This window comes from Streptomyces cathayae, from assembly GCF_029760955.1.
GTDB lineage: Bacteria > Actinomycetota > Actinomycetes > Streptomycetales > Streptomycetaceae > Streptomyces > Streptomyces cathayae.
Genome location: NZ_CP121682.1, coordinates 3,405,766 through 3,430,045, shown reverse-complemented (window position 1 = coordinate 3,430,045; position 24,280 = coordinate 3,405,766). Strand labels below are relative to the sequence as shown.

Sequence of the window (24,280 nt, the reverse complement as noted above, 5' to 3'; positions counted from 1 at the left end):
CGGCACAGCCCCCAGGTACAGGCCCAGGGTAACCGTTCGGGGATACTTGGCCCCATGGCTTACGACGATCTTCGCTCCCTGCTGAGGGCCCTGGACCGCGAGGGTGACCTCAAGCGCGTCAAGGCAGAGGTCGACCCGCATCTCGAGGTCGGTGAGATCGTCGACCGGGTGCAGAAGGCCGGCGGTCCCGCACTGCTCTTCGAGAACGTGCGCGGCTCGAGCATGCCCCTCGCGATGAATGTGTACGGCACCGACCGCCGGCTGCTGAAGGCGCTCGGCCTGAAGTCGTACAGCGAGATCAGCGAGAAGATCGGCGGTCTGCTCAAACCCGAGCTCCCCCAGGGCTTCATCGGCGTGCGCGAGGCGTTCGGCAAGCTCGGCTCGATGACCCACGTACCGCCGAAGAAGGTGAAGGACGCCCCGGTGCACGAGGTCGTCCTGCACGGCGACGACGTGGACCTCGACCAGCTTCCCGCGCTGTTCACCTGGCCCAAGGACGGCGGCTCCTTCTTCAACCTGGGCCTCACCCACACCAAGGACCCCGAGACGGGCATCCGCAACCTCGGCCTGTACCGGCTCCAGCGCCACGACAAGCGCACCATCGGCATGCACTGGCAGATCCACAAGGACAGCCGCAACCACTACCAGGTGGCCGCCCGGCGCGGTGAGCGGCTCCCGGTCGCCATCGCCTTCGGCTGCCCGCCCGCCGTGACGTACGCCTCCACGGCGCCGCTCCCCGGCGACATCGACGAGTACCTGTTCGCCGGGTTCGTGCAGGGCAGGCGGATCGAGATGGTCGACTGCAAGACGGTCCCGCTCCAGGTCCCGGCGCAGGCCGAGGTCGTCATCGAGGGCTGGCTGGAGCCGGGGGAGATGCTCCCCGAGGGCCCGTTCGGCGACCACACCGGCTTCTACACGCCGCAGGAGCCGTTCCCCGCCCTGAAGATCGACTGCGTCACCATGCGCAAGCGCCCGCTGCTCCAGTCGATCGTGGTCGGCCGGCCGCCGACGGAGGACGGTCCGCTGGGCCGCGCCACCGAGCGCTTCTTCCTCCCCCTCCTCAAGATCATCATCCCGGACATCGTGGACTACCACCTCCCCGAGGCGGGCGGCTTCCACAACTGCGCGATCATCTCGATCGACAAGAAGTACCCCAAGCACGCCCAGAAGGTGATGCACGCGGTCTGGGGCGCCCACATGATGTCGCTGACCAAGCTGATCGTGGTCGTCGACTCCGACTGCGACGTGCACGACCTGCACGAGGTCGCCTGGCGCGCGCTCGGCAACACCGACTACGCCCGCGACCTCAGCCTCGTCGAAGGCCCCGTCGACCATCTCGACCACGCCTCCTACCAGCAGTTCTGGGGCGGCAAGGCGGGCATCGACGCGACGAAGAAGTGGCCCGAGGAGGGATACACGCGCGACGGCGGCTGGCCCGACATGGTCGAGTCCGACCCGGCCACGGCGGCGCTGGTCGACCGCCGCTGGAAGGAGTACGGACTGTGACGTCGGCCTCCGCCGCGCTACCGCGGCAGCCGGGGCGCACGAGGGCGTTCCTGCGCCTGGTGATGATCGAGCACTCGGTCTTCGCCCTCCCCTTCGCCTACATCGCGGCCCTCACCGCGATGTACGAGTGGGACGGGAACATCCACTGGGGCCGGCTGCTCCTGGTCACGATCGCCATGGTCGGCCTGCGCACCTTCGCGATGGCCGCCAACCGGATCATCGACCGCGAGATCGACGCCCGTAACCCGCGCACCGCGCACCGCGAACTGGTCACCGGCGCGGTGTCGGTGAAGCACGCGTGGACCGGCGCGCTGATCGCCCTCGTGGTGTTCCTGGCCGCGGCGGCCCTGCTCAACCCGCTCTGCCTGGCCCTCGCGCCCATCGCGGTGATCCCGATGGTGGTCTATCCGTACGGCAAGCGGTTCACCGACTTCCCGCAGGCCATACTGGGCCTAGCCCAGGCCATGGGGCCGATCGGCGGCTGGCTGGCGATCACCGGCACCTGGTCCTGGGAGGCGGTCGTCCTCGGCCTCGCGGTCGGCATCTGGATCGGCGGCTTCGACCTGATCTACGCCTGCCAGGACGTCGAATCCGACCGCGAGGTCGGCGTGAAGTCGGTCCCGGCCCGCTTCGGCGTTTCGGCCGCGGTCTGGGGCGCCCGCGCCTGCCACGCCGTGACGACGGCCCTGTTCGTCTGGTACGCGCTCCTCACCGACGCCGGAGCCTTCTTCTGGCTCGGCCTGCTGATCGTCGCGGCCGCCTTCGTCTACGAACACACCATCGTCCGCCCGACCGACCTGACCCGCCTGAACCGGGCGTTCTTCAGCGTCAACGGCTTCATCGGCATCGCGCTTTTCGTCTGCGCGCTGCTCGATCTGCTGGTGCGGGGGCTGACCCCCTAGCGGAAACCTCGCAAGGAACAGGGCCCGGGCAGGGGCGGGGCCTTGCTGAAAAGCGTGAGCAGTCGGCCGGCGAATGTCACATTGGCGCTCAGATGAGCGGCAGATGGACAGTTATGGCCGGAGTGCTCACGCTTTTTTGGTCAGGTGTGTCCCCCGAGGCGAAGGACGGCGTTATCGGCCGCACCGGTGCCGGGAGCCGTCCTGCTCCGGTGCGCCGCTCGCGCGTCAGGTGGTGGTTCCTTCCTCGGCGCGGGCGTTCCTGAGGATGTCCAGGGCGTCTGCGGTGACGAAGGAACCCATGCCGGGTTCGGTGTAGAGGAGCCCCTCCCGCTTGAGGCCGACGTTGACCTTCTGAGCCGTGGCTGTGGCGATGCCGAACTCCTCCACGATCTGCTGCACCGAGGGGACGCGCGTGCGTGGCGGATAGACGCCTTCTTCGATACGTGACCGGATTACGGCGGCCACTTGCCGCCAGCGGGGGATCTCGGGTTCGAACTCCATCACCGCGCCATCCTCTGTCTGGCACGACTGCTAGTCGATCTGTAGTTCCCCTAGAATACATAGTGGACTTGCAGTACTGTCGCGACGAAAGACCCCGGCGACGGATTGCGGCCGTCCCGGGGCACGGCACCAGCCAACAAGGAGCTGACGCGTGTCCGAGCCTATCCCTGCCCTCCTGCCCTGTGCGGCCCTCTTCCTCGCATCCGCCGCGGTCCTGCTCGCCCTCGCCCGTACGGTGCTGCCCGCCCCGCCGGAGCAGGCAGCCGGACGGCACAGGCGCACCGTGCCGACCCTGGTGCACCGGACCGGTGTGTGCCCCCGGCGGCCGGAGGAGCTGCTCGCCGGTGAGGACACCCGGGCGGTGCGCCCGTACGTCGTCGCCGCCGAGCAGGCGGCCCGGCGGCGGGAGGCGGAGCTCGTGGCACTGGGGCCGGCCGGGCACGGCCCGTACGTGATGTACGGGGTGGAGGTCGCATGACGGCCGAGCCGGCGTCCGGAGAGAGGCGCGAGCCGCGCCTTCTGCCCTGGTGCGGTTCTGACGGCAAGCGCGCCTACGTCATCGCCGATCCGGCGCGGCCCGGACCCGTCTAGCGCCGCGCCGACGCGGTGGAGGCCACCCAGCTGGAGATGGCGGCCGTGCTGCTGGGGCATGCCCGGCACCTGGTGGACGAGGCGGGTCCGGCGGAGCTGCGGTATCTCGTGGCCGAGCTGACGCGGGCGCTCACCGACACCCTGCGTATCGCGCTGCGCGTGAGGTCCTGAGGGCACCGGAGCACACGGAGCCCTCAGCGCGCCGCCTCACACGGGGAGCGCGTCCCGGCGTTCGGGGGTGCGGCGGAACAGGAAGGCCGCGGCCACGCCGGCCAGCAGGCCGATGAGGTGGCCCTGCCAGCTGACGCCGGCCTGGCCGGGGGCGATGCCCGCGAGGATCGAGCCGCCCCAGACCGCGCCGACCAGCACCCCGACGACGACGCCCATCGGCCGGCGCTCCACGAAGCCGCTGCACAGCAGGAAGCCGAAGAGGCCGAAGATCAGGCCGGAGGCGCCCGCCGTGTTGGTGTGCGCCGGGGCTATGAGCCACACCCCCAGCCCGTCGGCGACGATGATCAGCGCGCACACGGCGGCGAACCGGCGCAGGCCGCCCAGGGCGGCGAGGAAGCCGAGCACCAGCAGCGGCACGCTGTTCGCCGCGACATGGGCGAAGCCGAAGTGGATGAAGGCGGAGGGGACGACGTCGGTCAGCTCCGAGACCGTGCGCGGTACGACGCCGAAGTCGTCCAGTGCGTGGCCCAAGACGGTGTCGACCACTTCCAGCAGCCACAGCAGCGCCACCCAGGCCGCCATCACCACGGCCGCCGTCTTCGCCCGCTCGCGTCCCGACCACGATGAACCGGTGTTGGACACGGCAACCCCCTCCGTCTGAATCGTCCGCCTGGGGAACGGGCCGACCCCCTTGCCCGGTTCCCACCCCACCATGCCGGATAGGCTCGGTGTCGTGAACCACCTCAAGCCAGGAGAGACGACCCGGACGCCTTGGATCCTGGGGGTGTCCGGCGCTTCCGGCACGCCGTATGCGGCTGCCGTGCTCCGTGCGCTCCTCCAGGCGGGAGAGAGCGTCGACCTCGTCGTCAGCCGTGCCTCGCGACTCACCCTGCTGGACGAGACCGGCATCTCCTTCAGGGACGCCCACTGGCGCGACGACCTGCGGGAATGGCTGTCCCGGGGGGCGGACGGCAAGCCCGGCACCTTCGCCGTGGACCTCGACGGCGTACGGCACTGGGCCGCCGGCGACCTCGCGGCGGGCCCCTCCTCCGGCTCGTATCCGCACAAGGGGATGCTGATCGTGCCCGCCTCCACGGCCTGTGTGGCCGGGGTGGCGCTCGGGCTGTCCAAGGACCTGCTGCAGCGGGCGGCGAGCGTGACCCTGAAGGAGGGGCGCAAGCTGGTCGTGGCCGTCCGGGAGACCCCGTTGAACGGCCAGACCCTGCGGCACCTGGTCACCCTCGACGACGCGGGCGCGGCCGTGGTGCCCGCCTCGCCGGGCTTCTACGCGGGCGCGACGCACATCCAGGACCTGGTGGACTTCGTCGCCGGACGCGTGCTCGACGCGGCGGGCGTCGAGCACCGGCTCTACCGCCGGTGGAAGGGCGAACTCGGCGGCGGGTCCGCCCGGACCGAGTGAGTCCGAGGAGGCCGGAGGTTCCCTGGAGCCCTTCGAGTCCATGAAGCCCGACGCGACACCAGCAGCCACGGCAGCACCCACAGCACCCACAGCACCACCACTCGAACCACCTCTCAGCTCTCAGCAAACTCCAGACTCTTCAGCGGAAGGCTTCGATCGCATGGACGCGGTGGACAGGCAGCTCATCCAGGCCCTGAGAGAGAACGGCCGTGCCTCCTACGCCGAGCTGGGGCGCCTCGTCGGACTGTCGGGCCCCAGCGTCACCGACCGCATCAACCGGCTGGAGGCGGCCGGCGTGATCACCGGCTACCGCGCCACCGTGGACGCCGCCTCGCTCGGCCTCGGGGTGACGGCCCTGATCGGCATCTCGCTCTCCGACGCCGCCGACCACGAGGATGTGGCGCAGCGGCTGAAGGACCTGAGGGAGATCGAGGACTGCTGGTTCATCGCCGGCGAGGACTCCTACATGCTCAAGGTGCGGGCGGCCGACGTGGACGGGCTGGAGCGGACCATCCGCCGGCTGTCCGGCACCAAGGGCGTCTCCCGGACCCGGAGCACCATCGTGCTCTCCACGAAGTGGGAGAACCGCGTCGGTGAGCTGCCCGAAGAGGTCCGGTAGCCGGGGCGTTACGGTGGGCGGAGTCTGTCGCAGGATCCCCCGGGGGAACGGGGAAACTCAGAAAGAGGTATCGGCATGGACGTCGGGCTCAAGCGCGAGCTGGAGGAGAAGGTCCGCTCCGGTGAGCGGCTGTCCCGCGAGGACGGCATCGCGCTGTACGAGTCGGACGACCTGGCCTGGCTGGGCGGGCTGGCGCACGAGGTGCGGACGCGGAAGAACGGTGACGTCGTCCACTTCAACGTCAACCGCCACCTCAACATGACCAACGTGTGCACCGCCTCCTGCGCGTACTGCTCCTTCCAGCGCAAGCCGGGGGAGAAGGACGCGTACACGATGCGCATCGAGGAGGCGGTGAGGCTCGCGAAGGAGATGGAGGCGGAGAACCTCACTGAGCTGCACATCGTCAACGGGCTCCACCCGAACCTGCCGTGGCGCTACTACCCGCGTTCCCTGCGCGAGTTGAAGGCCGCGCTGCCGGACGTGTCCCTGAAGGCGTTCACCGCCACCGAGATCCACCACTTCGAGACCATCTCCGGGATGTCCGCCTCCGAGATCCTCGACGAACTGATCGACGCCGGGCTCGAGTCCCTCACCGGCGGCGGCGCGGAGATCTTCGACTGGGAGGTCCGGCAGCACATCGTCGACCACCGCACCCACTGGGAGGACTGGTCGCGGATCCACCGGCTGGCGCACGAGAAGGGGCTGAAGACGCCCTGCACCATGCTCTACGGCCACATCGAGGAGCCCCGCCACCGCGTCGACCACGTGCTGCGGCTGCGTGAACTCCAGGACGAGACCGGCGGTTTCCAGGTCTTCATCCCGCTGCGCTACCAGCACGACTTCGTGGACATGAAGGACGGCAAGGTCCGCAACCGCCTCCAGGCCAGGACGCAGATGGCGACCGGCGCCGAGGCGCTGAAGACGTTCGCCGTCTCCCGTCTCCTCTTCGACAACGTCCCGCACGTCAAGGTCTTCTGGGTGATGCACGGCGTCAACACCGCCCAACTCGCCCTCCAGCACGGCGCGGACGACATGGACGGCTCCGTCGTCGAGTACAAGATCACCCACGACGCGGACGACTTCGGCACGCCGGACAAGCTCACCCGCGAGGACCTGCTGGACCTGATCCGCGACGCCGGTTTCCGCCCGGTGGAGCGCAACACGCGGTACGAGATCATCCGCGAGTACGACGCCGCCGACCCCGCCCGCCGCGAGTCCCCGCAGCCGATGCGGGTCTGAGGGAGACGAGTTTCAAGACGAGTTCCGAAGAGAAGAGGGAGAATCCGTACCGTGCCTCTCGATTTCACGCTGGATCCGCCCGTCACTCCGGAACTCCGTGACGGCATCCTGGAGTTGTGGGTCGACGTCACCGACGCGGGCGGTGCCGTCGGCTTCGTGCCGCCGGTGACGCGGGACGAGGTCCGTCCGGAGCTGGTGCGGCAGTTCGTGGCGATGGCCGAGGAGCGGTCCCGGCTGCTCGTCGGGTACGACGAGGAGGGGCGGGTGGCCGCGACGGCGTTCCTCACCCTCAACGCCCACCGGCTGATGACCCACTGGCTCTGGCTGTACACGGTGATGGTCCACCCCCGCCACCAGGGCAAGGGGTACGGCCGTGACCTGCTCGCCGCCGCGGAACGGGCCGCCCGCACCCTCCCCGGCATCGAGGGGATACGGCTCACCTGCCGCGGCGGGCTCGGCCTGGAGCGGTTCTACGGCTCCTGCGGCTACAAGGAGGTCGGCCGGATCCCCGGCGCGATCCGGGTGGCCCCGGGCGACGAGCGGGACGACGTCGTCATGCTGCTGCCGCTGGCCTGACCCCCGCCCGGGGGCTTCGGGGGTGGGCGTGCTTCACTGGAGGATGTCCCATTGGGACACGTTCTGACCGTTCGTCCGGGAGAGTGGATGAGATGCTCCGCTACACGTTGATGCGCTTCGGGATCTTCGTGGGCTGCCTCCTGGTCGTCTGGGGGCTCGTCTACTCCGGCCTCGCCCCGCGTGGCCTCGGCGACTCCAACGGTCTGTGGATGATCCTGCTCGCCATGCTGATCTCGGCCCCGATCAGCCTCGTCGTGCTGCGCAAGGAACGGGACCGGGCCTCGGAGCGGATCGTGCGGCGGGTCGACCGGGCGAAGGCCAAGCTGGAGGCCGACCGCAACCAGGAGGACGTGGCCGACGACGCGGCCCGCACCCAGACGCAGAGCCAGGCCCAGACCCAGCAGGGGCAGGCACAGACCTCGTAGGCGGTGTGAGGTCCCTCACCCGTGGGCCGCTCCGTCCACGTCGTCCGACACCCCGGTTTCCGTCAAACCCATGGAAACCGGGGTGCTTTGTGTTGTGTGGGTACTTTTTGATCTCCGCCTCTCAAAGTAAGGCTATGGGAGTCTCAAAGGGCAGGTGTTAAGGTCGAGGGGTGAAGTCAGCAGCCGTGTTCCCCACGCCCCGGAGGGTCCCCCTCGTGGCACGCCTGCACGTGGACCTCTGCCGGGTCACCACCGCGAACTGTCGCCCCTGACGTTTCCGGCGCCCTGACGTCCTGACGCCCACGGAGGCCCGGCCCTCCCGTGCGCGGCACTTCCCACGTCCGCGGCGCTCCGCTGCCCCGGCGCCACCTCCTGTCCTCACGCATCCCCCTTCTCCCCCCCGACGGAGCATGTCCGTGTCCACGAACACGAAGTCCTTCAGGCTGCCCATAAGGGTCCCCTTCTGGGTCCAGATACTCGCCGGCCTGTTCCTGGGCGTCCTGCTCGGCTGGCTCGGCCGCAGCCAGGACGTCACCTGGCTGGTCACGGCCCTGGAGAAGACCGGTGGCATCTTCATCGGCCTGCTCAAGCTGGCCGTGGCGCCGCTCGTCTTCTTCGCGATCCTGGTCTCCATCACCAACCTGCGGAAGGTCAACAACGCGGCCCGGCTGGCCTCGCGCACCCTCCTCTGGTTCCTGATCACCTCGCTGATCGCGGTGACCGTCGGCCTGGTGATCGGCCTGCTCACCAACCCCGGCGCGGGCACCGGACTCACCCCCGCGGACGGCGGGAAGCCCGAGAAGTCCGGCTCCTGGCTCGACTTCCTCACCGGCATCGTGCCGACCGACGTGATCACACCGTTCACCGAGCTGAACGTGCTGCAGATCGTCTTCCTGGCCGCCGTCGCCGGTATCGCCGCCCTCCAGCTCGGCGAGAAGGCCCAGCCGATCCTCACCCTGAGCGAGTCCGTCCTCGAACTCCTCCAGAAGGCGCTGTGGTGGGTCATCCGCCTCGCCCCGCTCGGCACCCTCGGCCTCATCGGAAACGCCATCGCGACCTACGGCTGGGACCTGATCGGCCAGTACGCGACCTTCACCGCCGACGTCTACATCGGCTGCCTGATCATCCTGTTCGGCGTCTACCCGGCGCTGCTCGCGGGCGTCGCCAAGGTCAACCCGGTCCAGTTCTTCAAGGGTGCCTGGCCCGCGATCCAGCTGGCCTTCGTCTCCCGCTCCTCCGTCGGCACCATGCCGCTCACCCAGAAGGTCACCGAGCGCCTCGGCGTGCCCAAGGAGTACGCGTCGTTCGCCGTCCCGTTCGGGGCGACCACGAAGATGGACGGCTGCGCCGCGGTCTACCCCGCCATCGCCGCGATCTTCGTCGCCCAGATCTTCGACGTCCCGCTGGGCGTGGGCGACTACCTGCTGATCGCCTTCGTCTCGGTGGTCGGCTCCGCCGCCACAGCCGGCCTCACCGGCGCGACGGTGATGCTGACCCTCACCCTCTCCACGCTCGGCCTGCCCCTGGAGGGCGTCGGCCTGCTCCTCGCCATCGACCCGATCGTGGACATGATCCGCACCGCGACCAACGTCGCCGGGCAGGCGCTGGTCCCGGTCGTCGTCTCCGCGCGCGAGGGTCTGCTCGACCGTGACGCCTACGACTCGGTCCACTCCTCGCCCGTCGACACCACCCTGGCCGAGGAGTCCGGGAGGGTGCCGGCTGCCGCGGCCTGACCGGCACCGGACGCCCCGCACGACGGGCGTGTCCCGACGTGCGGGGCGTCCGTCGCCCCGTGGTGTCCTCCCGGCGGGACCGGGAGGACACCACGGGCTCGTGGGGCGGCCCGTATGGGTGCCGTGAAGAGCAAGCGGATGCCGCGGGCGGTCCGCGAACAGCAGATGCTGGACTCTGCCGTACGGACCTTCGGTCGACGCGGGTACACGGCCGCGTCGATGGACGAGATCGCCGAACTGACGGGTGTGTCCAAGCCGTTGGTCTACCTGTAGCTGAACTCCGAGGAAGAGCTGTTCACCGCGTGCATCCGCCGTGAGGCGACGGCGCTCGTCGAGGCGGTGCGCGCGGGCGCGAGCCCGGGGCTGCCCGCGGACCGCCCACTCTGGTCGGGCCTGACGGCGTTCTTCACCCACACCGCCCGGCACCCGGACGCCTGGGCCGTACTGCACCTCCAGGCCCGCACGCACGGCGAGGTCTTCGCCGCCGAGGTCGCCACGATGCGCGCGGAGATCGTGGCCTTCGTGACCGAGCTGATCCTCGCCGCAGCCCGCGAGGCGCTCCCCCACGTCCTCGACTTTGCTCGAGCAGGGGGGACCCCCATGAACCCGGACCTCCCCGAGGGTGAGGTCTCCGGGCTGGCGGAGGCCCTGGTCGGTGCCGCCGAGGCGCTCGCCGACCGGGCCAACGCCACCCCGGCGTCACGGCCCGGCAGGCGTCGGCCATCCTGATGAACTTCTCCCGGGAAGGGCTGGGCGACCTGATGGCGGGCCGCCGCTGGTCACCGGCCGAGGGCGGGGACGGTGCGGAGGGCAGTGGCGTCGACGCAGGCCCGGTCAGCTCACACCGGGCGGACCTCCCCGGTCAGGTGAAGGCGGTCGCCGGGGCCGCGTAGAGCGAAGCATCCGTCCTGAGCCCCGTACGTCACCGCGCCCGGAGCAGGACCGGTGCCTTGAACCCGGCGCGTACCACCACCGCCTCCGGAAAGCCGTGCCCGGCGAGGCAGCGGGCCACCGTCCACCTGCCGTACGTCACCGCGTCGCCCCTCCGGTCCCGCCCCTGCACGGTGGGAGAACTGGCTTCGCACACCCCCTGATCTCCCCGTGCACGGTCCTGGGCGACGGCCGCGCCTACGGCTCCGCACTGATCACCCTGGACCTCGGCGGCATCACCCACGGGCGCCGTATGAGGGGAGGTCCGGCTCCAGCATCGAGCCCTGTTCGAAACGCAGGCCCGGGTTCTCGCGGCGGGCGATCCCGATCATCGATTCCGACAGGTCGAGGCCGAAGGCGCGGGTGGCATCCGTCATGGGCGGGGAGCCCGGCCGCCGCCGCTGACAGGGGAGCGGGTGTGGCTCTGACGCGGGAGCCGGGGAAAAGGCAGGAGCCCCTTTCGCCTGACGGCGCGGGGCTCCTTGGGTACTGCTAGTCGTTCCCGGATCGGCGAGGATCAGACCGGGGTGACGTTCTCCGCCTGCGGACCCTTGGGGCCCTGCGTGACGTCGAAGGACACCTGCTGGTTTTCCTCGAGGGAGCGGAAGCCGCTCGCGTTGATCGCGGAGTAGTGGACGAAGACGTCGGGGCCGCCGCCTTCCTGGGCGATGAAACCAAAGCCCTTTTCGGCGTTGAACCACTTCACGGTTCCGGTAGCCATAAGCCCTCCTTGGGCCCAAAGGGTTGCCCTGCTCCAGAACCCAGCAAGTGTGAAGACCAATTCCGCACAATCGCATCCGTCTGAGAACGACGAGAGCCCGCGGTCACATGCTCCGCAGGCTCTGTACTGCAAGGGAAACCAAACTGCAACTTGCGGACGAGCCTAGCACGCGACCGCCCGCGCGCAATAGAGGTCAAGATCACGTCACCCGAATGTTTCAACGTCACTGCCGTCCCGTGTGGGGGCGGATGTCGAACGGTTGTCGGGCGGATGTCAGGTCGATGGCGGGATGATGGCGGCGGGGCGATGTCAGGCGTATGCCGGACCGGTGCCGGCATATGCCCGAGGGGCGCGGAGTCGATGGCGGGGCCCGGAGCGCTTGCTCCACGGCATGAGGGCTAGCCTCGCGATGTGGACAATCCTCGCACCCGGCCGCGCGTCGGACACATTCAGTTCCTGAACTGCATGCCCCTCTACTGGGGGCTCGCGAGAACGGGCACTCTCCTCGACTTCGAGCTGTCGAAGGACACCCCCGAGAAGCTCAGCGAGAAGCTCGTGCAGGGGGATCTCGACATCGGGCCGATCACCCTGGTCGAGTTCCTCAAGCACGCCGACCAGCTGGTCGCCTTCCCCGACATCGCCGTCGGCTGCGACGGCCCGGTGATGTCGTGTGTGATCGTCTCGCAGGTCCCGCTGGAGCGGCTGGACGGCGCCCGGGTCGCCCTCGGTTCGACCTCGCGCACCTCCGTACGCCTGGCCCAGCTCCTGCTCGCCGAGCGGTACGGCGTGAAGCCCGACTACTACACCTGCCCGCCCGACCTCAGTCTGATGATGCAGGAGGCCGACGCGGCCGTCCTCATCGGCGACGCGGCACTGCGCGCGAACATGGTCGAGGCGCCCCGCTACGGGCTCGACGTGTACGACCTGGGCGCCCTGTGGAAGGAGTGGACGGGGCTGCCGTTCGTGTTCGCCGTCTGGGCGGCGCGTCGCGACTACCTGGAGCGCGAGCCGGCCATCACCCGCCAGGTGCACGAGGCGTTCCTCGCCTCGCGCAACCTCTCCCTGGAGGAGGTCGGCAAGGTCGCCGAACAGGCGGCCCGCTGGGAGGCCTTCGACGAGAAGACCCTGGCCCAGTACTTCACCACCCTCGACTTCAGTTTCGGGCCCCCGCAGCTGGCGGCGGTCACCGAGTTCGCCCGCCGGGTGGGGCCGACGACGGGCTTCGCGGCGGACGTGAAGGTCGGCCTGCTGCAGCCGTGAGGACGCCGGGGCCGCCCACTACCCTGCTGAAAGGTTCCCGCGCACGGGCGGGACGGGGGAGGGGTGGACGGGGTGGACTCCATGCGGCCGCTCGACGTCGACGAGCCCGCGGCCGTGGGACCGTACCGGCTGCTCGGCAGACTCGGCGCGGGCGGCATGGGCCGGGTCTACCTGGGCCGCAGCGCCGGCGGCCGCACGGTCGCGGTCAAGATCGTGCACCCGCACTTCGCGCTGGACGAGGAGTTCCGCGCCAGGTTCCGGCGCGAGATCGAGGCCGCGCGCCGGGTGGGCGGCGCCTGGACGGCCCCCGTCCTGGACGCCGACCCCGACGCCCGGGTGCCGTGGGTCGCCACCGCCTACGCGGCGGGCCCGTCCCTCACGTCGGCGGTCACGCACGGCGGCCCGCTGCCCGCCCACACCGTAAGGGCGTTGGGCGCGGGCCTGGGCGAGGCGCTGGTGGCGGTGCACGGACTGGGCCTGGTGCACAGGGACGTGAAGCCGTCGAACGTGCTCCTCACCCTGGACGGCCCGCTGTTGATCGGCTTCGGCATCACCCGGGCGATGGACGGCACGGCCTCCCTCACCTCGACCGGCGTGTCCGTCGGTTCGCCCGGCTACATGTCGCCCGAGCAGATCCTGGGCAAGGGAGTCACGGGCGCGGCGGACGTCTTCTCGCTGGGCGCCGTGCTGGCGTACGCGGCGACGGGCGAGCCGCCGTTCCGCGGTGACTCCTCGGCGGCGCTGCTCTACAAGGTCGTCCACGAGCCTCCGGAACTGGGCGACTTGGGCGACCTGGGTGGACGAGACGGCTCGGGCGACCAGGTGCGTGAACTGGTGGCCGCCTGCCTGGACAAGGACCCCGGCGCCCGTCCGACCCCGGCGGAGGTGGCCCGGCGGCTGGCCCCCGAGGGCGGTGCGGCCCGGCTGGTGGCGGGCGGGTGGCTGCCGCACCCTCCCCGTTGCCGGAGCAACGAACACGGCAACAGAAGCCGACGGGGAGGAAGGCCGTCGGCGGTTCAGGCATGACCGCGATCGAGTGTTCACAGGGGTGTTCCACGGCTGCGACGTGATGGCCCACGGTCGGGCGGTGGAGGAGAACGCGGTCGGCTGAGCCGAGAGAGGAAGTGAGAGTGCGCGACGGGTGATCAGAAGGCGGACCTGGCCGCCGGTCTCGACGGCGTCTCACCGGTCGTGCGGGAACTGCTCGCGGCCGGCGGCGCGCCGTACGACTTCACCGGCCGGACCGACGTCCGGGTGGGCGCCGCCCTCACCGGCGTCACCGCCGGCGCGGAGGGTGGCTACGGCACCGCCACCTCCCTCTACGACGGGGGCACCCGGTGATCCCCGAACCCGCCCTCAGACCGGCCGCCTCGCGCGGCCTCGGCCTGGAACGGTGCCACGCCTCCCGGCTGTTCGTGCAGGACGGCGCTCTCGTCCTGCGCACCCGCGGCCGTGCCCGCCGCTTTCCGGTCGGCGGAACCACCGGAATCGCCCGTGCCGTGTTCATCGACGCGGCGGGCATCGACGCGGCGGGCGGGGGCAGGGCGCGCGGGGGACCCGGTCTCCCCGGATCCTGGGGGAGAGGTGCAACCGCAGGACGGGGACGGGGCGCTGATCGGCCGCTTCGACGTCGAGGACTGGCTGCCCGAGGCGCCCGTACCGCCCGCCGACCACCACCGGCGGGCGGCGACGCCGTGGCATCCGCCACCGGAGACCGGACACACGGCGGTGGATTCCGGACGTCGGGTGCACGGGGGCAGGAGAACCGTGTTCCGAGGCGGCCCGGTTCTGGAACATCCCGAGGATCTGCACACCGTTCACCGTGGGGTCGTGCGGCGGGCACGACCCCACGGTGAAGCCGCCTCGCATTTCCTTCAAGTGCCGCCGGCGGGCGAATTACGGGCGAGTACGAGTGAAGGAAGTGAGGGGTTCGGCCGACTGCTTCGCCACACTCGTGAATTCCACGACAGCTGACTGGGGAGTGCGGTTCGTACGACGCTGGTCGCTTCATTCCCGGCGTGCTTTGATCAGGCTGCGCGGTTTCGCCGGAAGGTAATCCCGGGTTCGGGAATCGGGCGAACTCCGCCGCCGCTCATTGTTGACACGAAGGGAAACGCGCGCCATGAACCTCGTCCCCCAGGTCGCGACCGCCGAGATCTCCGACGCCGATCTGGACTCCATCTCCGGTGGCCAGGCGGGCGCCGGCGCCGCCGCCAACGCAGGTCTCGGCGTCGCGGCCGAGGCGGGTGGCCTCGGTGTCCACGCCGAGGTCGGCAACATCGGCGTCACCGCGGGCCTGGGCGCCTCCGTCTCCCCCGAGGGTCTCTCGGCGGCCGGTGGTCTCGCCGTCACCCAGTACTGACAGAACACGCGCCGTGGGCCCGGTTCCATCCTGGAGCCGGGCCCACGGCGCATCTGTGGGGCGGTGCGCCACAGATGCGGCGGAGAGGCGCTGCTTATCGCCCTTACCGCCTCGTTCGTCCTTGGCCTTCATTGTGTCCTTGACCTGACGGGTGAGTTCGTCGTCGAGTTTCTTGAACTCGACGACGGCGGCGGCGGCGTGCGTCGCTTCGTTTTCCGAGGTCTGCAGAGGTGGGCGGGACTGTTCCTGTGCGGGGAGCCGCTCACTCCCGGTGACTTGACGGACTGGAATATTCCCGAGGCGGACGATGGCACCCCCGGTATCGTCACTTTCTCGTCCGACCAGGAAGGGGGCTCATGGTCGGCTCGTCGCAGACGGGACCGGATGCGGATGGTGCCCCGCCGGGTGGTGTGGGGGACCTTTACGGTCCCTGCGCTGCGGGGCCGGAGGTGGGTGCCGTGCCGAAAACCGTGAGCAGTTGGCGTGCATGTGTTGTTTAAGCGCTCACATGAGCGTTATCAGGACAGTGGTGGCCAAAGTGTTCACGCCTTTGGGGCGGTGTGTCCTCCCCGGGGCGTGGGCGAGCGCCCGGGCATCGCACACGTCGAGGCCGCCGTCCTGCCGGGCGGTCGCGGAACACCGTCCGCACGAGCGGCAGACCGCCCCCGGCACGGAGGGCTTTGAGCAGGGCTGCCGTGAAGGGCCGGCGCGGAGCGTCATTCTGCGGCTGTTCCATTGGCGTGGGGTCGAGGTGCCGGATACCGTCCGCGAGAGGGTGCGGGCCGGTAGGGACCTCGGCGCCCTGGGACGGCTCACCGCCCTCGCCGCCGACCTCATGGGCCGCAGCGGCGGGATGAGCGCGGAGGGATGGGTACGGAGGGGATGAGTAGGACGGGGCGAGCACGGAGGGGATGAGTAGGACGGGGGCGAACATGGAGGGGATGAGCACGGAGGGGATGAGTACAGGGTGACGACCGGTCTGCTGGTCGCGGCCGCCGCGCTGTGGGGTGCGGGGGCGGGCGCGCTGCTGCCGCGGGCGGCCTACCGGTTCTCGGTGCCGGCGGGGGAGGAGTGGCGGGCGGTCTGCCCCGCGGGACACCCGCTGGCGGGCTGGCTCGGGCCGGCCCGGTGCGGGCGGTGTGCCACGGCGCCCTCGTACGGCTCGAGCACCGCCCTCGCCGTCGTCACCGCCCTGGTCTGCGCCGTCCTCGCCGCCGCCACCGGCACGCGGCCCGAGGTGGGCGTCTGGCTGCTGCTCGCGCCCGTCGGCGTGCTGCTGGCGGTCGTCGACTTGCGGGTCCAGCGGCTGCCCGACCCGCTCACCCTCCCGTTCGCCGGAGCGGCCCTCGCCCTGCTCGGCCTGGTCGCCCTCGTTCCCGAGCGCGCGGGCCAGTGGACGACCGCCCTGCTGGGTGCTCTCGCGCTCGGCGCCGGCTACCTCGTCCTGTTCCTCGTCAACCCGGGCGGCATGGGCTTCGGCGACGTGAAGCTCGCCCTCGGCGCGGGCGCGGTCCTCGGCTGGTACGGCTGGCCCACCGTGATGCTCGGTACCTTCGCCGGGTTCCTGTCCGGGGCGCTGTACGGCGGTGCCCTCGTCGTCGCGCGGCGGGCGGGGCGCAGGACGGCCATACCGTTCGGGCCGTTCCTGATCGCCGGCGCGTTCGCCGGGCTGCTGATCGGCGCGTACACGGCCTGAGGCCGGGGCATGAGCACCGGATGCGGGTACGGCCTGACGTCGGGTGCCGTGGGCCGCTGGCGTAGGCTGGTTCAGCCCGTCCACAACCCTTACGAACCTGACGAAAGGGACGCCCGGTGACCGAGAAGGCCGACCTCCAGCCCCTCCTCGACCGTGCTGCCGCAGGCGGGCGGATCACCCCCGAAGAGGCGCTCGACCTCTACCGCGACGCCCCGCTGCACGCGCTGGGCGCCGCCGCCGACGCCGTACGCCGCCGCCGGTACGCCGGGACCGAGCACATCGCGACGTACATCATCGAGCGCAACATCAACTACACGAACGTGTGCGTCACGGCGTGCAGGTTCTGCGCCTTCTACGCCGCGCCCAAGGACACCGCCAAGGGCTGGACCCGCGACCTCGACGACATCCTGCGGCGCTGCGCCGAGACCGTCGAACTCGGCGGTACGCAGATCATGTTCCAGGGCGGCCACCACCCGGACTACGGCGTCGAGTACTACGAGAAGCACTTCGCCGCCATCAGGAAGGAGTTCCCGCAGCTCGTCATCCACAGCCTGGGGGCGAGCGAGGTCGAGCACATGGCCCGGATCTCGAAGGTGTCGGTCGAGGAGGCCATCACGCGGATCCACGCGGCCGGGCTCGACTCCTTCGCCGGGGCCGGCGCCGAACTGCTGCCCGAGCGGCCGCGCAAGGCCATCGCGCCGCTGAAGGAGTCCGGCGAACGCTGGCTGGAGATCATGGAGATCGCGCACGGGCTGGGCGTCGAGTCGACGTCCACCATGCTGATGGGCACCGGCGAGACCAACGCCGAGCGCATCGAGCACCTGCGCATGATCCGGGACGTGCAGGACCGCACGGGCGGCTTCCGCGCCTTCATCCCGTACACCTACCAGCCCGAGAACAACCACCTGAAGGGCCGCACCCAGGCCACGGTCTTCGAGTACCTGCGGATGATCGCCATCGCCCGGCTGTTCTTCGACAACGTCGCCCACATCCAGGGCTCCTGGCTGACCACCGGCAAGGAGGTCGGCCAGCTCTCGATGCACTACGGGGCGGACGACCTCGGCTCGATCATGCTGGAGGAGAACGTCGTCTCCTCCGCCGGCGCCAAGCACCGCTCCAACCGCCTGGAGATCATCGACCTGATCCGCAAGGCGGGCCGGGTCCCCGCCCAGCGGAGCACGACGTACGAGCACCTCGTGGTGCACGACGACCCGGCGAACGACCCCGTCGACGACCGGGTGGTCTCCCACATCTCCTCCACGGCGATCGAGGGCGGCACGGCCCACCCGGAGCTGAAGCTGCTCCCCGCGAACTGACGCGACCGTGCTCACGATCCACGTCGCCGAGGCCACGCCCGAACTGGCCGTCCTGATCGACGGCCCGCTCGTCGCCGCCGTCGGCCCGTACGAGGAGCTGGCCGCCGCCCGCCCGCAGGCGCGGGTGCGGCGGTGGCCCGGCATCCTCACCCCCGGGTTGCTCAACCCCTACGGGCCCGAGCTGCTCGAAGGGACCTACCACCCGGACCCGCGCGAGGCCGACGAGTTCGGCACCGAGCCGATCACCGGGGAGCGGGCGCAGGAGATCTTCCGCGCCGACGCGTCACGGCGCGGCGCCAGCGCGCGCCGCGGGGTGCAGCGGCTGCTGGCGCACGGAACGGTCGCCGTCGCGGGCGAGCTGCGCGGCCGGCCGGCCCTGGACGCCGTGCGCCGGGCCGGGCTCGTGGTGGGCGCTCGTCCGGCGCGCCTGCCGGGGCCGCCGTCCTTCTCGCCGGTGCCGCTCGTCCTGCTGCCGAAGCCGGTTCCGGGCGGACCCGCCCGGTTCGCGGTGTTCGACGTGGCGGACCGGGCCGAGCTGGTCCGTGCCGGGGCGTCGACCTGCGTGGCCACCGTCGTGGGCGGCCGGCTGGTGCACCGGCGCCGCTGACGGACCGACCGGGGCCGGGGGACGCACCGGGGCAGTGAGACAGAGGGGGCCGACTGAGACAATGACGCACGCACCGATCCTGAGAAAGCCCCGTACCCGGACAAGTGAGGCCGAACTCCCGTGACCCGCGCAACCCTGGACAAGCAGCCGCACGAAGTCGCCTCGATGTTCGACGACGTGGCGGAACGGTACGACCTGACGAACGACGTGCTGTCGCTCGGCCAGGACCGGATCTGGCGCAAGGAGGTGGCGAAGGCGGTCGACGCGCGCCCCGGGCAGAAGGTCCTGGACCTGGCGGCCGGCACGGGCACGTCCTCGGAGCCCTTCGCGCGGGCCGGTGCCTACGTCGTCCCCTGCGACTTCTCCCTCGGCATGCTCCGGGTCGGCAAGCAGCGCCGGGACTGGCTGCCCTACACGGCCGGCGACGCCACCCGGCTGCCGTTCAAGGACGACGTCTTCGACGCCGTCACCATCTCCTTCGGGCTGCGCAACGTCCAGGAGACGGACGCCGCGCTGCGCGAGATGCACCGGGTGACCCGGCCCGGCGGACGGATCGTCATCTGCGAGTTCTCGCACCCCACGTGGGCGCCGTTCCGCACCGTCTACACCGAGTACCTGATGCGCGCGCTGCCGCCGGTCGCGCGGTCGGTGTCGTCGAACCCCGACGCGTACGTCTACCTCGCCGAGTCCATCCGGGCCTGGCCCGACCAGCCCGCCCTGGCCGAGCGGCTGCAGGGCGCCGGCTGGACGAAGGTGGCGTGGCGCAACCTCACGGGCGGTGTGGTCGCGCTGCACCGGGGCTTCAAGGCCGGCTGAGGACGGCCGCGCAGGGGGCGGCCGGCTCACGGGGTTCCTCCCGTTCGCGCCGGATGCCGCCGCCGGGCGGCAGGGGTGCGCGCGGCTCGCGCACCCCGCCGCCGCCGTCCCCCTCACCGAAGTCGAACCACACATGGACCAGGGAGCCCCGGGGCACCTCGACGCCCGGCTGCGGATACTGGCGCACGACGTGGTCGACCACGGTGCGGCGGAAGTCCGGCCGGTCCGGCGCGTCGAGGAGCAGGTCGTGTGTACGGGCGGACTCGCGCGCGTCCACGGCCATCAGGCCGACCAGGCGCGGAACACGCACTTCCGGCGTCCTGTCCGTTCTTCTGGGTGTCACACGCACGGACCTCACCCCCCAGCGGTACCGGCAGGGTAGACCCGGCCGTGCGCCGACAGGAAGCGATGCGTGGCTATCTGTGACAATCTGTCACATCGCGTAGTCGAAACGGTGGTTCAGGATTCCGGTTTCACAGGGTCAGCCGGTAGCAGTGTCCCTCCCGGCGTGAGACCGGGGTGATGAACGTCCCGGCGAGACGCATGCCGAGCCGCCGGGTGACCGCGGCCGAGCGGGTGTTGCGGGCGTCGACCATGGCGACCACGTCCGAGACGCCCGTGGCGCGCACCCGTTCCAGGGTCTGCCGTGCGGCGGCGGTCGCGTACCCCCTGCCCCAGTGCTCCCGGCCGAGGCGCCAGCCGATCTCGATCTCGCCCGTCGGGCCCCAGGCCCGTTCCCAGGGCTGGGCGCCCGTGAAGCCGAGGACGCGGTCCGACTCGTCGACCACGGTCCACAGGCAGAACCCGCGCTCGGCGTCGTGCCGCCGCTGGCGGGCGGTGAGTTCCTCGTAGACCGACAGCTCCGCGGCCTCGCCGCCGTGGAACTCCATGACGTCCGGATCGGCGAAGACCCGGTGCCAGGCGAAGGCGTCCTCGTGGGTGGGTACACGGAGCCGTACAGCGGGCAGAGCTCGGTTCACGGAAGCAGCCCTTCAGCCGGGTGATCGATTCCGCTGCATAGACTGCCCGTGTCCAGTGCCTGTCGGCACGCAGATATCGAACTTGGGGAGATCCCGCCGTGACCGAGCCCCTCTCCGACAACACCGCCGACGTGATCGTCGTGGGCGCGGGGCCAGCCGGCTCCACCACCGCGTACCACCTGGCCAGGTCCGGTCTCGACGTGCTCCTGCTGGAGAAGACCGCGTTTCCGCGGGAGAAGGTCTGCGGCGACGGCCTCACCCCGCGCGCCACCAAGCAACTCGTCGCGATGGGCATCGACATCTCCGAGGAGGCGGGCTGGCTGCGCAACAAGGGCCTGCGCATCATCGGCGGCGGGGTCCGCCTCCAGCTCGACTGGCCGGAACTCGCCTCCTTCCCCGACTACGGCCTGGTCCGCAAGCGCGACGACTTCGACGAGCAGCTCGCCCGGCAGGCCCAGAAGGCCGGCGCGCGGCTGTACGAGCGCTGCAACGTGGGCGCGCCGATCATCGACGACCGCACCGGCCGCATCACCGGTGTGAAGGCGAGGCTCGGCGAGGAGAAGCGGGACGTCACCTTCCACGCCCCGCTGGTGGTGGCCGCCGACGGCAACTCCACCCGGCTGTCCCTGGGGATGGGGCTGCACCGCCGCGAGGACCGGCCGATGGGCGTCGCGGTCCGTACGTACTTCACCTCGCCCCGCCACGACGACGACTACCTGGAGTCCTGGCTGGAACTGTGGGACCGCCGCGGTCCGCAGGACCGGCTGCTGCCCGGCTACGGCTGGATCTTCGGCATGGGCGACGGGACGAGCAACGTCGGCCTGGGCGTGCTCAACACCTCTGCCTCCTTCAAGGAACTGGACTGGCGCGAGATCCTGAAGGCCTGGTGCGCCTCGCTGCCCGAGGACTGGGGCTACACCCCGGACAACATGACCGGCCCGATCCGCGGCGCCGCGCTCCCGATGGCCTTCAACCGCCAGCCGCACTACACGCGCGGGCTGTTGCTCGTCGGTGACGCGGGCGGTCTGGTCAACCCCTTCAACGGCGAGGGCATCGCCTACGCCATGGAGTCCGCGCAGATCGCCGCCGAGGTCATCGTCCAGGCGCACGCCCGGGCGACTCCGGCCCAGCGGGAGATCGCCCTCCAGCGTTACCCGCGCGTCCTGAAGGACACCTACGGCGGCTACTACACCCTCGGCCGCGCGTTCGTGAAGCTCATCGGCAATCCGAAGATCATGCAGATCGCGGCCCAGCGCGGTCTGACGCACCCGATGCTGATGAAGTTCACCCTGAAGCTGCTCGCCAACCTGACCGACCCGACGGGCGGCGACGCGATGGACCGCGTCATCAACGGTCTGAGCAAGGTGGCGCCGAAGGCGTGAGGCGTCCCGCGCGTGCGGGAGCCGTGAGGGGCGCTGTGGGCGGCCGGGGCCGGACGGACGGACTCCCGGCCGCCGACGCGTGTCCCGGGCGCCGTGCGGGGCCGCCACGGCGCCGTACGGCGCCCGGCCGATGAGATGTCACCCCGTCACCACACGCCACGTGAGTGATGATTCGGGCATACAGGCCATCTCGGCCGGATGGTCGGGTGTCCGGCTGCATGGGGAACGCACGGGTTGGAGGGCCGCTGCCACTCGGTGGCAGCGGCCCTCCAACCCGTGCGAACCGGGCCCGTTCGAGCCCGATCTGTCCGCGGGGGCGCGGCTCAGAGCACGCGCACGGCACCCGAGGCGGGGTAGCCGGAGAGATCCTGGATGACGACGCCCTTGGACGGGTTGGCGGCGTCCAGGTACTGACCGTTACCGATGTAGACGCCCGTGTGGTAGGCGGAACCCTTGCCGCCCCAGTACAGGATGTCGCCGACCTGGAGGTTGGACAGCGAGACGTCGGTGCCGACGGTCGACTGGTCCTGCGAGACGCGCGGCAGGTCGACGCCGACCTGCTTGAACGCGGCCTGCACCAGGCTGGAGCAGTCCCAGGCGTTGGGACCCGTGGCGCCCATGACGTAGGCGTCGCCCACCTGCGCCTTGAGGAAGGCGACGACGGTCGCGACACTGCCGCTGGCCGGCGCGGAGGCGGTGGCCGTGGAAGCCGTGGTGGCCGTCGCGCTCGTGGCGCCCGCGTTGGTGGTGAGGACGGCGCGCTCCGCGTCACGGGTGGCGCGCTCGGCGGCGGCCTTGCGGGCCTCCTCGGCGGCCTTCTTCCTCGCCTCGGCCTTCTTCTTGGCCTCGGCGAGGTCTGCCTTCGCCTCCTTGGCGGCCTCGGCCGCGGCGGTGTCCCGCTCGGCCTGCAGTTGGTAGTTCGCGGCGGCCAGCTGGGTGGCCTGCGCGGACTGGGCGACCTGAGTGGACAGGTCGGCCGTCAGGGTGGGCAGTTCGAGGGTCTGCGTCACCGGCTCGGCGGCGTTCGCCGCCGACGCCCCGGCCACTGCCAGGGTGCTGAGAACACCACTGGCGACTCCGGCCCGCATCGCCATCGTGGACGGCGCGGTGCGGCGGGGTTTCCGGTGGCTGCGTATGTGAGCGGTGTGGGACATGGGAACAACCGGTACCAGGGGCTCCTTCATATCCACAAGAAACGTGTGCCGCGCCACATTCGTTCAACGGCAGTCGTGAACGCCGGGCGTGTCGTTCCTTATTGACGCCGTAACGGACATAGCGGACGGGCCGTAATGGGCCCGTGATCACGGTCTTTCATCTTTACGTCCGAATTGCCCGGCGCCTACCACCCTTTGTAACGATTGGCCAAGCCCCCTTCTCCCGCCGCTTCGAGGGGTGTGGCGGAGGTCACGGAACGGTCACCCGCCCCGGCGCGTCCGGAATGCGCGCCGCGGCCGGTTTTCGCTGGGATCGCACCCCGATCGCGTCGGGATGGCGGTCGGGTCGCGACGGGGCTGCGAGCGAGGGCCGCCACCGGGCGCCGTGTCGAGTGCCGCGACGGGATCGTGGGCGAGGGTCGCCGCCGGGTCACCATCGGGTGCTGCGTCGGGATGGCGATCGGGCTGCAGGCGGGTCGCGGCGGGACCGTGGGCGGGGGCTGCCGCCGGGTGGCCGCCGGGTGGCCACCGGACCGCGGCCCGGCCGCGACCCGGCTCGTGGCGCCGGGACTTCGTGAACGTGTGCACGCGTCCACATCGCGCCGCGCGTCCCCCTGATGTGTGAATGCCTCCTCTAACAAGAGATCGCGTCCAGCACCAATTTGCATGCAGGAGAACCCTCTTGATAGTGAGGCGACCCCTCTGACCTGCACCGACGCGGCAAATTGTCACTTCTGGTGACCGCGCGGACGCTTCGCGTATGAAGATCACCGCTCATCCGGCTTCATGATCGTTCGTCAGGTGGTGGAGATCACAAAGCTTTGGCAATACCCCGTGTCGCAGATCACAGACCTGCGGGCATAGGATGCGGAGCGGTTGGGCTTGTGACCCGCTTCACATGTTCTCGATCTTCGCCGGGGCGGGCGTGGTTCGCGGGACGCGTGGGACGCAAGTGAGCCCGACTCGCCAGCAGTCAGTGCCGACTGAGAGGAGCGAGGAGCGGTGAACGCGTATGCGCCCATCCTCGTACTGGGAGCCCTCGGGGCAGGCTTTGCGATCTTCTCCGTGGTCATGGCCACGCTGATCGGTCCGAAGCGGTACAACCGCGCCAGGCTCGAGGCCTACGAGTGCGGTATCGAACCGACCCCCACGCCGGCCGGCGGCGGGCGCTTCCCCATCAAGTACTACCTGACGGCGATGCTCTTCATCGTCTTCGACATCGAGATCGTCTTCCTTTATCCCTGGGCCGTCAGCTTCGACGCGCTGGGGATTTTCGGGCTCGTGGAGATGCTGCTCTTCGTGCTCACCGTCTTCGTCGCATACGCGTACGTATGGCGGCGCGGCGGCCTGGAATGGGACTGAAGGGCCTTTGA

Annotated in this window: 26 protein-coding genes and 3 pseudogenes; 22 read left to right on the top strand and 7 right to left on the bottom strand. The window is 70.6% G+C overall.

Annotated elements, in window-relative coordinates:
* Positions 1 to 54 precede the first annotated feature (54 nt).
* On the top strand, positions 55 to 1,506 hold the full coding sequence (locus PYS65_RS15500) for a menaquinone biosynthesis decarboxylase (RefSeq protein ID WP_279334541.1): 1,452 nt from the start codon (positions 55 to 57) through the stop codon (positions 1,504 to 1,506).
* Positions 1,503 to 2,408 carry a menaquinone biosynthesis prenyltransferase MqnP gene (mqnP, locus tag PYS65_RS15495; protein ID WP_279334540.1) on the top strand — a complete coding sequence of 302 codons (906 nt, stop codon included), beginning with the start codon at positions 1,503 to 1,505 and terminating at the stop codon, positions 2,406 to 2,408. Before PYS65_RS15500 ends, mqnP begins: the two co-directional genes overlap by 4 nt.
* A gap of 225 nt (positions 2,409 to 2,633) precedes the next feature.
* Here mqnP and PYS65_RS15490 read toward each other — a convergent pair whose 3' ends face one another.
* Complete coding sequence (locus PYS65_RS15490) at positions 2,634 to 2,909, bottom strand: GntR family transcriptional regulator (RefSeq protein WP_279334539.1); 276 nt, start codon at positions 2,907 to 2,909, stop codon at positions 2,634 to 2,636.
* Between the two features lie 151 nt (positions 2,910 to 3,060).
* Between PYS65_RS15490 and PYS65_RS15485 the strand changes: the two genes are divergently transcribed.
* Positions 3,061 to 3,387, top strand: a complete 327-nt coding sequence (locus PYS65_RS15485; protein WP_279334538.1) for a hypothetical protein — start codon at positions 3,061 to 3,063, stop codon at positions 3,385 to 3,387.
* Positions 3,388 to 3,515: 128 nt separating this feature from the next.
* Positions 3,516 to 3,671 (top strand): hypothetical protein, encoded by a 156-nt coding sequence (locus PYS65_RS34945; protein WP_341483686.1) that lies wholly within the window; start codon positions 3,516 to 3,518, stop codon positions 3,669 to 3,671.
* A 36-nt stretch (positions 3,672 to 3,707) separates the two neighbouring features.
* Here the strand turns inward: PYS65_RS34945 and PYS65_RS15475 are convergent, their stop codons facing one another.
* Entirely contained in the window at positions 3,708 to 4,313 is a 606-nt protein-coding gene (locus PYS65_RS15475; RefSeq protein WP_279334537.1) for a rhomboid family intramembrane serine protease, read from the bottom strand.
* Positions 4,314 to 4,383: 70 nt separating this feature from the next.
* Here PYS65_RS15475 and PYS65_RS15470 point away from each other — a divergent pair, with 70 nt between their 5' ends.
* The 8 genes and pseudogenes from PYS65_RS15470 (at position 4,384) to PYS65_RS15440 (ending at position 10,576) form a co-directional block, all read left to right on the top strand.
* On the top strand, positions 4,384 to 5,091 hold the full coding sequence (locus PYS65_RS15470; protein ID WP_279334536.1) for a UbiX family flavin prenyltransferase: 708 nt from the start codon (positions 4,384 to 4,386) through the stop codon (positions 5,089 to 5,091).
* A gap of 160 nt (positions 5,092 to 5,251) precedes the next feature.
* On the top strand, positions 5,252 to 5,710 hold the full coding sequence (locus PYS65_RS15465) for an Lrp/AsnC family transcriptional regulator (RefSeq protein WP_279334535.1): 459 nt from the start codon (positions 5,252 to 5,254) through the stop codon (positions 5,708 to 5,710).
* Positions 5,711 to 5,785: 75 nt separating this feature from the next.
* On the top strand, positions 5,786 to 6,949 hold the full coding sequence (gene mqnE / locus PYS65_RS15460; protein ID WP_279334534.1) for an aminofutalosine synthase MqnE: 1,164 nt from the start codon (positions 5,786 to 5,788) through the stop codon (positions 6,947 to 6,949).
* A 51-nt stretch (positions 6,950 to 7,000) separates the two neighbouring features.
* The gene (locus PYS65_RS15455; RefSeq protein ID WP_279334533.1) at positions 7,001 to 7,525 is read left to right on the top strand and encodes a GNAT family N-acetyltransferase; all 525 of its coding nucleotides are present in this window, start codon (positions 7,001 to 7,003) and stop codon (positions 7,523 to 7,525) included.
* 92 nt (positions 7,526 to 7,617) lie between these two features.
* Positions 7,618 to 7,950 carry a DUF4229 domain-containing protein gene (locus PYS65_RS15450; protein ID WP_279334532.1) on the top strand — a complete coding sequence of 111 codons (333 nt, stop codon included), beginning with the start codon at positions 7,618 to 7,620 and terminating at the stop codon, positions 7,948 to 7,950.
* A gap of 170 nt (positions 7,951 to 8,120) precedes the next feature.
* On the top strand, positions 8,121 to 8,222 hold the full coding sequence (locus PYS65_RS34940; RefSeq protein ID WP_341483685.1) for a putative leader peptide: 102 nt from the start codon (positions 8,121 to 8,123) through the stop codon (positions 8,220 to 8,222).
* 138 nt (positions 8,223 to 8,360) lie between these two features.
* Entirely contained in the window at positions 8,361 to 9,683 is a 1,323-nt protein-coding gene (locus PYS65_RS15445; protein ID WP_279334531.1) for a dicarboxylate/amino acid:cation symporter, read from the top strand.
* 114 nt (positions 9,684 to 9,797) lie between these two features.
* A pseudogene (locus PYS65_RS15440) lies at positions 9,798 to 10,576 on the top strand (TetR/AcrR family transcriptional regulator).
* Between the two features lie 276 nt (positions 10,577 to 10,852).
* On the opposite strand, the pseudogene PYS65_RS15430 reads toward PYS65_RS15440, so the two are convergent.
* Together PYS65_RS15430 and PYS65_RS15425 are read right to left on the bottom strand one after the other, a co-directional pair.
* A pseudogene (locus PYS65_RS15430) lies at positions 10,853 to 10,969 on the bottom strand (SAM-dependent methyltransferase); the annotation flags it as partial.
* Between the two features lie 161 nt (positions 10,970 to 11,130).
* Positions 11,131 to 11,334 (bottom strand): cold-shock protein, encoded by a 204-nt coding sequence (locus PYS65_RS15425; protein WP_003992177.1) that lies wholly within the window; start codon positions 11,332 to 11,334, stop codon positions 11,131 to 11,133.
* Between the two features lie 411 nt (positions 11,335 to 11,745).
* On the opposite strand from PYS65_RS15425, the gene PYS65_RS15420 reads away from it, so the two are divergent.
* The 8 genes and pseudogenes from PYS65_RS15420 (at position 11,746) to PYS65_RS15385 (ending at position 19,391) form a co-directional block, all read left to right on the top strand.
* The gene (locus tag PYS65_RS15420; protein WP_279334530.1) at positions 11,746 to 12,594 is read left to right on the top strand and encodes a menaquinone biosynthetic enzyme MqnA/MqnD family protein; all 849 of its coding nucleotides are present in this window, start codon (positions 11,746 to 11,748) and stop codon (positions 12,592 to 12,594) included.
* 81 nt (positions 12,595 to 12,675) lie between these two features.
* A pseudogene (locus PYS65_RS15415) lies at positions 12,676 to 13,542 on the top strand (serine/threonine-protein kinase); the annotation flags it as partial.
* Positions 13,543 to 13,785: 243 nt separating this feature from the next.
* A complete protein-coding gene (locus PYS65_RS15410; protein ID WP_279334529.1) occupies positions 13,786 to 13,935 on the top strand; it encodes a hypothetical protein in 150 nt (49 codons plus the stop codon).
* A 781-nt stretch (positions 13,936 to 14,716) separates the two neighbouring features.
* The gene (locus PYS65_RS15405; RefSeq protein WP_279334528.1) at positions 14,717 to 14,956 is read left to right on the top strand and encodes a hypothetical protein; all 240 of its coding nucleotides are present in this window, start codon (positions 14,717 to 14,719) and stop codon (positions 14,954 to 14,956) included.
* A 967-nt stretch (positions 14,957 to 15,923) separates the two neighbouring features.
* Complete coding sequence (locus tag PYS65_RS15400; protein WP_279334527.1) at positions 15,924 to 16,652, top strand: prepilin peptidase; 729 nt, start codon at positions 15,924 to 15,926, stop codon at positions 16,650 to 16,652.
* Positions 16,653 to 16,768: 116 nt separating this feature from the next.
* The gene (gene mqnC, locus PYS65_RS15395) at positions 16,769 to 17,968 is read left to right on the top strand and encodes a cyclic dehypoxanthinyl futalosine synthase (RefSeq protein WP_279334526.1); all 1,200 of its coding nucleotides are present in this window, start codon (positions 16,769 to 16,771) and stop codon (positions 17,966 to 17,968) included.
* Between the two features lie 7 nt (positions 17,969 to 17,975).
* Positions 17,976 to 18,575: a hypothetical protein gene (locus PYS65_RS15390; protein WP_279334525.1), complete on the top strand. Its 600-nt coding sequence runs from the start codon at positions 17,976 to 17,978 to the stop codon at positions 18,573 to 18,575.
* 120 nt (positions 18,576 to 18,695) lie between these two features.
* Positions 18,696 to 19,391 carry a demethylmenaquinone methyltransferase gene (locus PYS65_RS15385; protein ID WP_279334524.1) on the top strand — a complete coding sequence of 232 codons (696 nt, stop codon included), beginning with the start codon at positions 18,696 to 18,698 and terminating at the stop codon, positions 19,389 to 19,391.
* Here PYS65_RS15385 and PYS65_RS15380 read toward each other — a convergent pair.
* Both PYS65_RS15380 and PYS65_RS15375 read right to left on the bottom strand, forming a co-directional pair.
* Positions 19,378 to 19,701, bottom strand: coding sequence for a PASTA domain-containing protein (locus tag PYS65_RS15380; protein WP_279334523.1), 324 nt, complete (start codon positions 19,699 to 19,701; stop codon positions 19,378 to 19,380). The genes PYS65_RS15385 and PYS65_RS15380 overlap by 14 nt on opposite strands.
* A gap of 163 nt (positions 19,702 to 19,864) precedes the next feature.
* The gene (locus PYS65_RS15375) at positions 19,865 to 20,371 is read right to left on the bottom strand and encodes a GNAT family N-acetyltransferase (RefSeq protein WP_279334522.1); all 507 of its coding nucleotides are present in this window, start codon (positions 20,369 to 20,371) and stop codon (positions 19,865 to 19,867) included.
* Positions 20,372 to 20,469: 98 nt separating this feature from the next.
* On the opposite strand from PYS65_RS15375, the gene PYS65_RS15370 reads away from it, so the two are divergent.
* Positions 20,470 to 21,753, top strand: coding sequence for a geranylgeranyl reductase family protein (locus PYS65_RS15370; RefSeq protein WP_279334521.1), 1,284 nt, complete (start codon positions 20,470 to 20,472; stop codon positions 21,751 to 21,753).
* Positions 21,754 to 22,076: 323 nt separating this feature from the next.
* On the opposite strand, the gene PYS65_RS15365 is transcribed toward PYS65_RS15370, so the two are convergent.
* Positions 22,077 to 22,937, bottom strand: a complete 861-nt coding sequence (locus PYS65_RS15365) for a C40 family peptidase (protein WP_279334520.1) — start codon at positions 22,935 to 22,937, stop codon at positions 22,077 to 22,079.
* A gap of 972 nt (positions 22,938 to 23,909) precedes the next feature.
* Here PYS65_RS15365 and PYS65_RS15360 point away from each other — a divergent pair.
* On the top strand, positions 23,910 to 24,269 hold the full coding sequence (locus PYS65_RS15360) for an NADH-quinone oxidoreductase subunit A (RefSeq protein ID WP_055570452.1): 360 nt from the start codon (positions 23,910 to 23,912) through the stop codon (positions 24,267 to 24,269).
* The last annotated feature ends 11 nt before the right edge of the window (positions 24,270 to 24,280 follow it).

Excerpts from the sequence above, each read along its gene's own strand:
- PYS65_RS15500 (WP_279334541.1), top strand. The coding sequence starts at position 55 with ATGGCTTACGACGATCTTCGCTCCCTGCTGAGGGCCCTGGACCGCGAG.
- PYS65_RS15490 (WP_279334539.1), bottom strand. The coding sequence starts at position 2,909 with ATGGAGTTCGAACCCGAGATCCCCCGCTGGCGGCAAGTGGCCGCCGTA.
- PYS65_RS15470 (WP_279334536.1), top strand. The coding sequence starts at position 4,384 with ATGCCGGATAGGCTCGGTGTCGTGAACCACCTCAAGCCAGGAGAGACG.
- PYS65_RS15465 (WP_279334535.1), top strand. The coding sequence starts at position 5,252 with ATGGACGCGGTGGACAGGCAGCTCATCCAGGCCCTGAGAGAGAACGGC.
- mqnE (WP_279334534.1), top strand. The coding sequence starts at position 5,786 with ATGGACGTCGGGCTCAAGCGCGAGCTGGAGGAGAAGGTCCGCTCCGGT.
- PYS65_RS15450 (WP_279334532.1), top strand. The coding sequence starts at position 7,618 with ATGCTCCGCTACACGTTGATGCGCTTCGGGATCTTCGTGGGCTGCCTC.
- PYS65_RS15445 (WP_279334531.1), top strand. The coding sequence starts at position 8,361 with ATGTCCGTGTCCACGAACACGAAGTCCTTCAGGCTGCCCATAAGGGTC.
- PYS65_RS15425 (WP_003992177.1), bottom strand. The coding sequence starts at position 11,334 with ATGGCTACCGGAACCGTGAAGTGGTTCAACGCCGAAAAGGGCTTTGGT.
- PYS65_RS15405 (WP_279334528.1), top strand. The coding sequence starts at position 14,717 with ATGAACCTCGTCCCCCAGGTCGCGACCGCCGAGATCTCCGACGCCGAT.
- PYS65_RS15365 (WP_279334520.1), bottom strand. The coding sequence starts at position 22,937 with ATGAAGGAGCCCCTGGTACCGGTTGTTCCCATGTCCCACACCGCTCAC.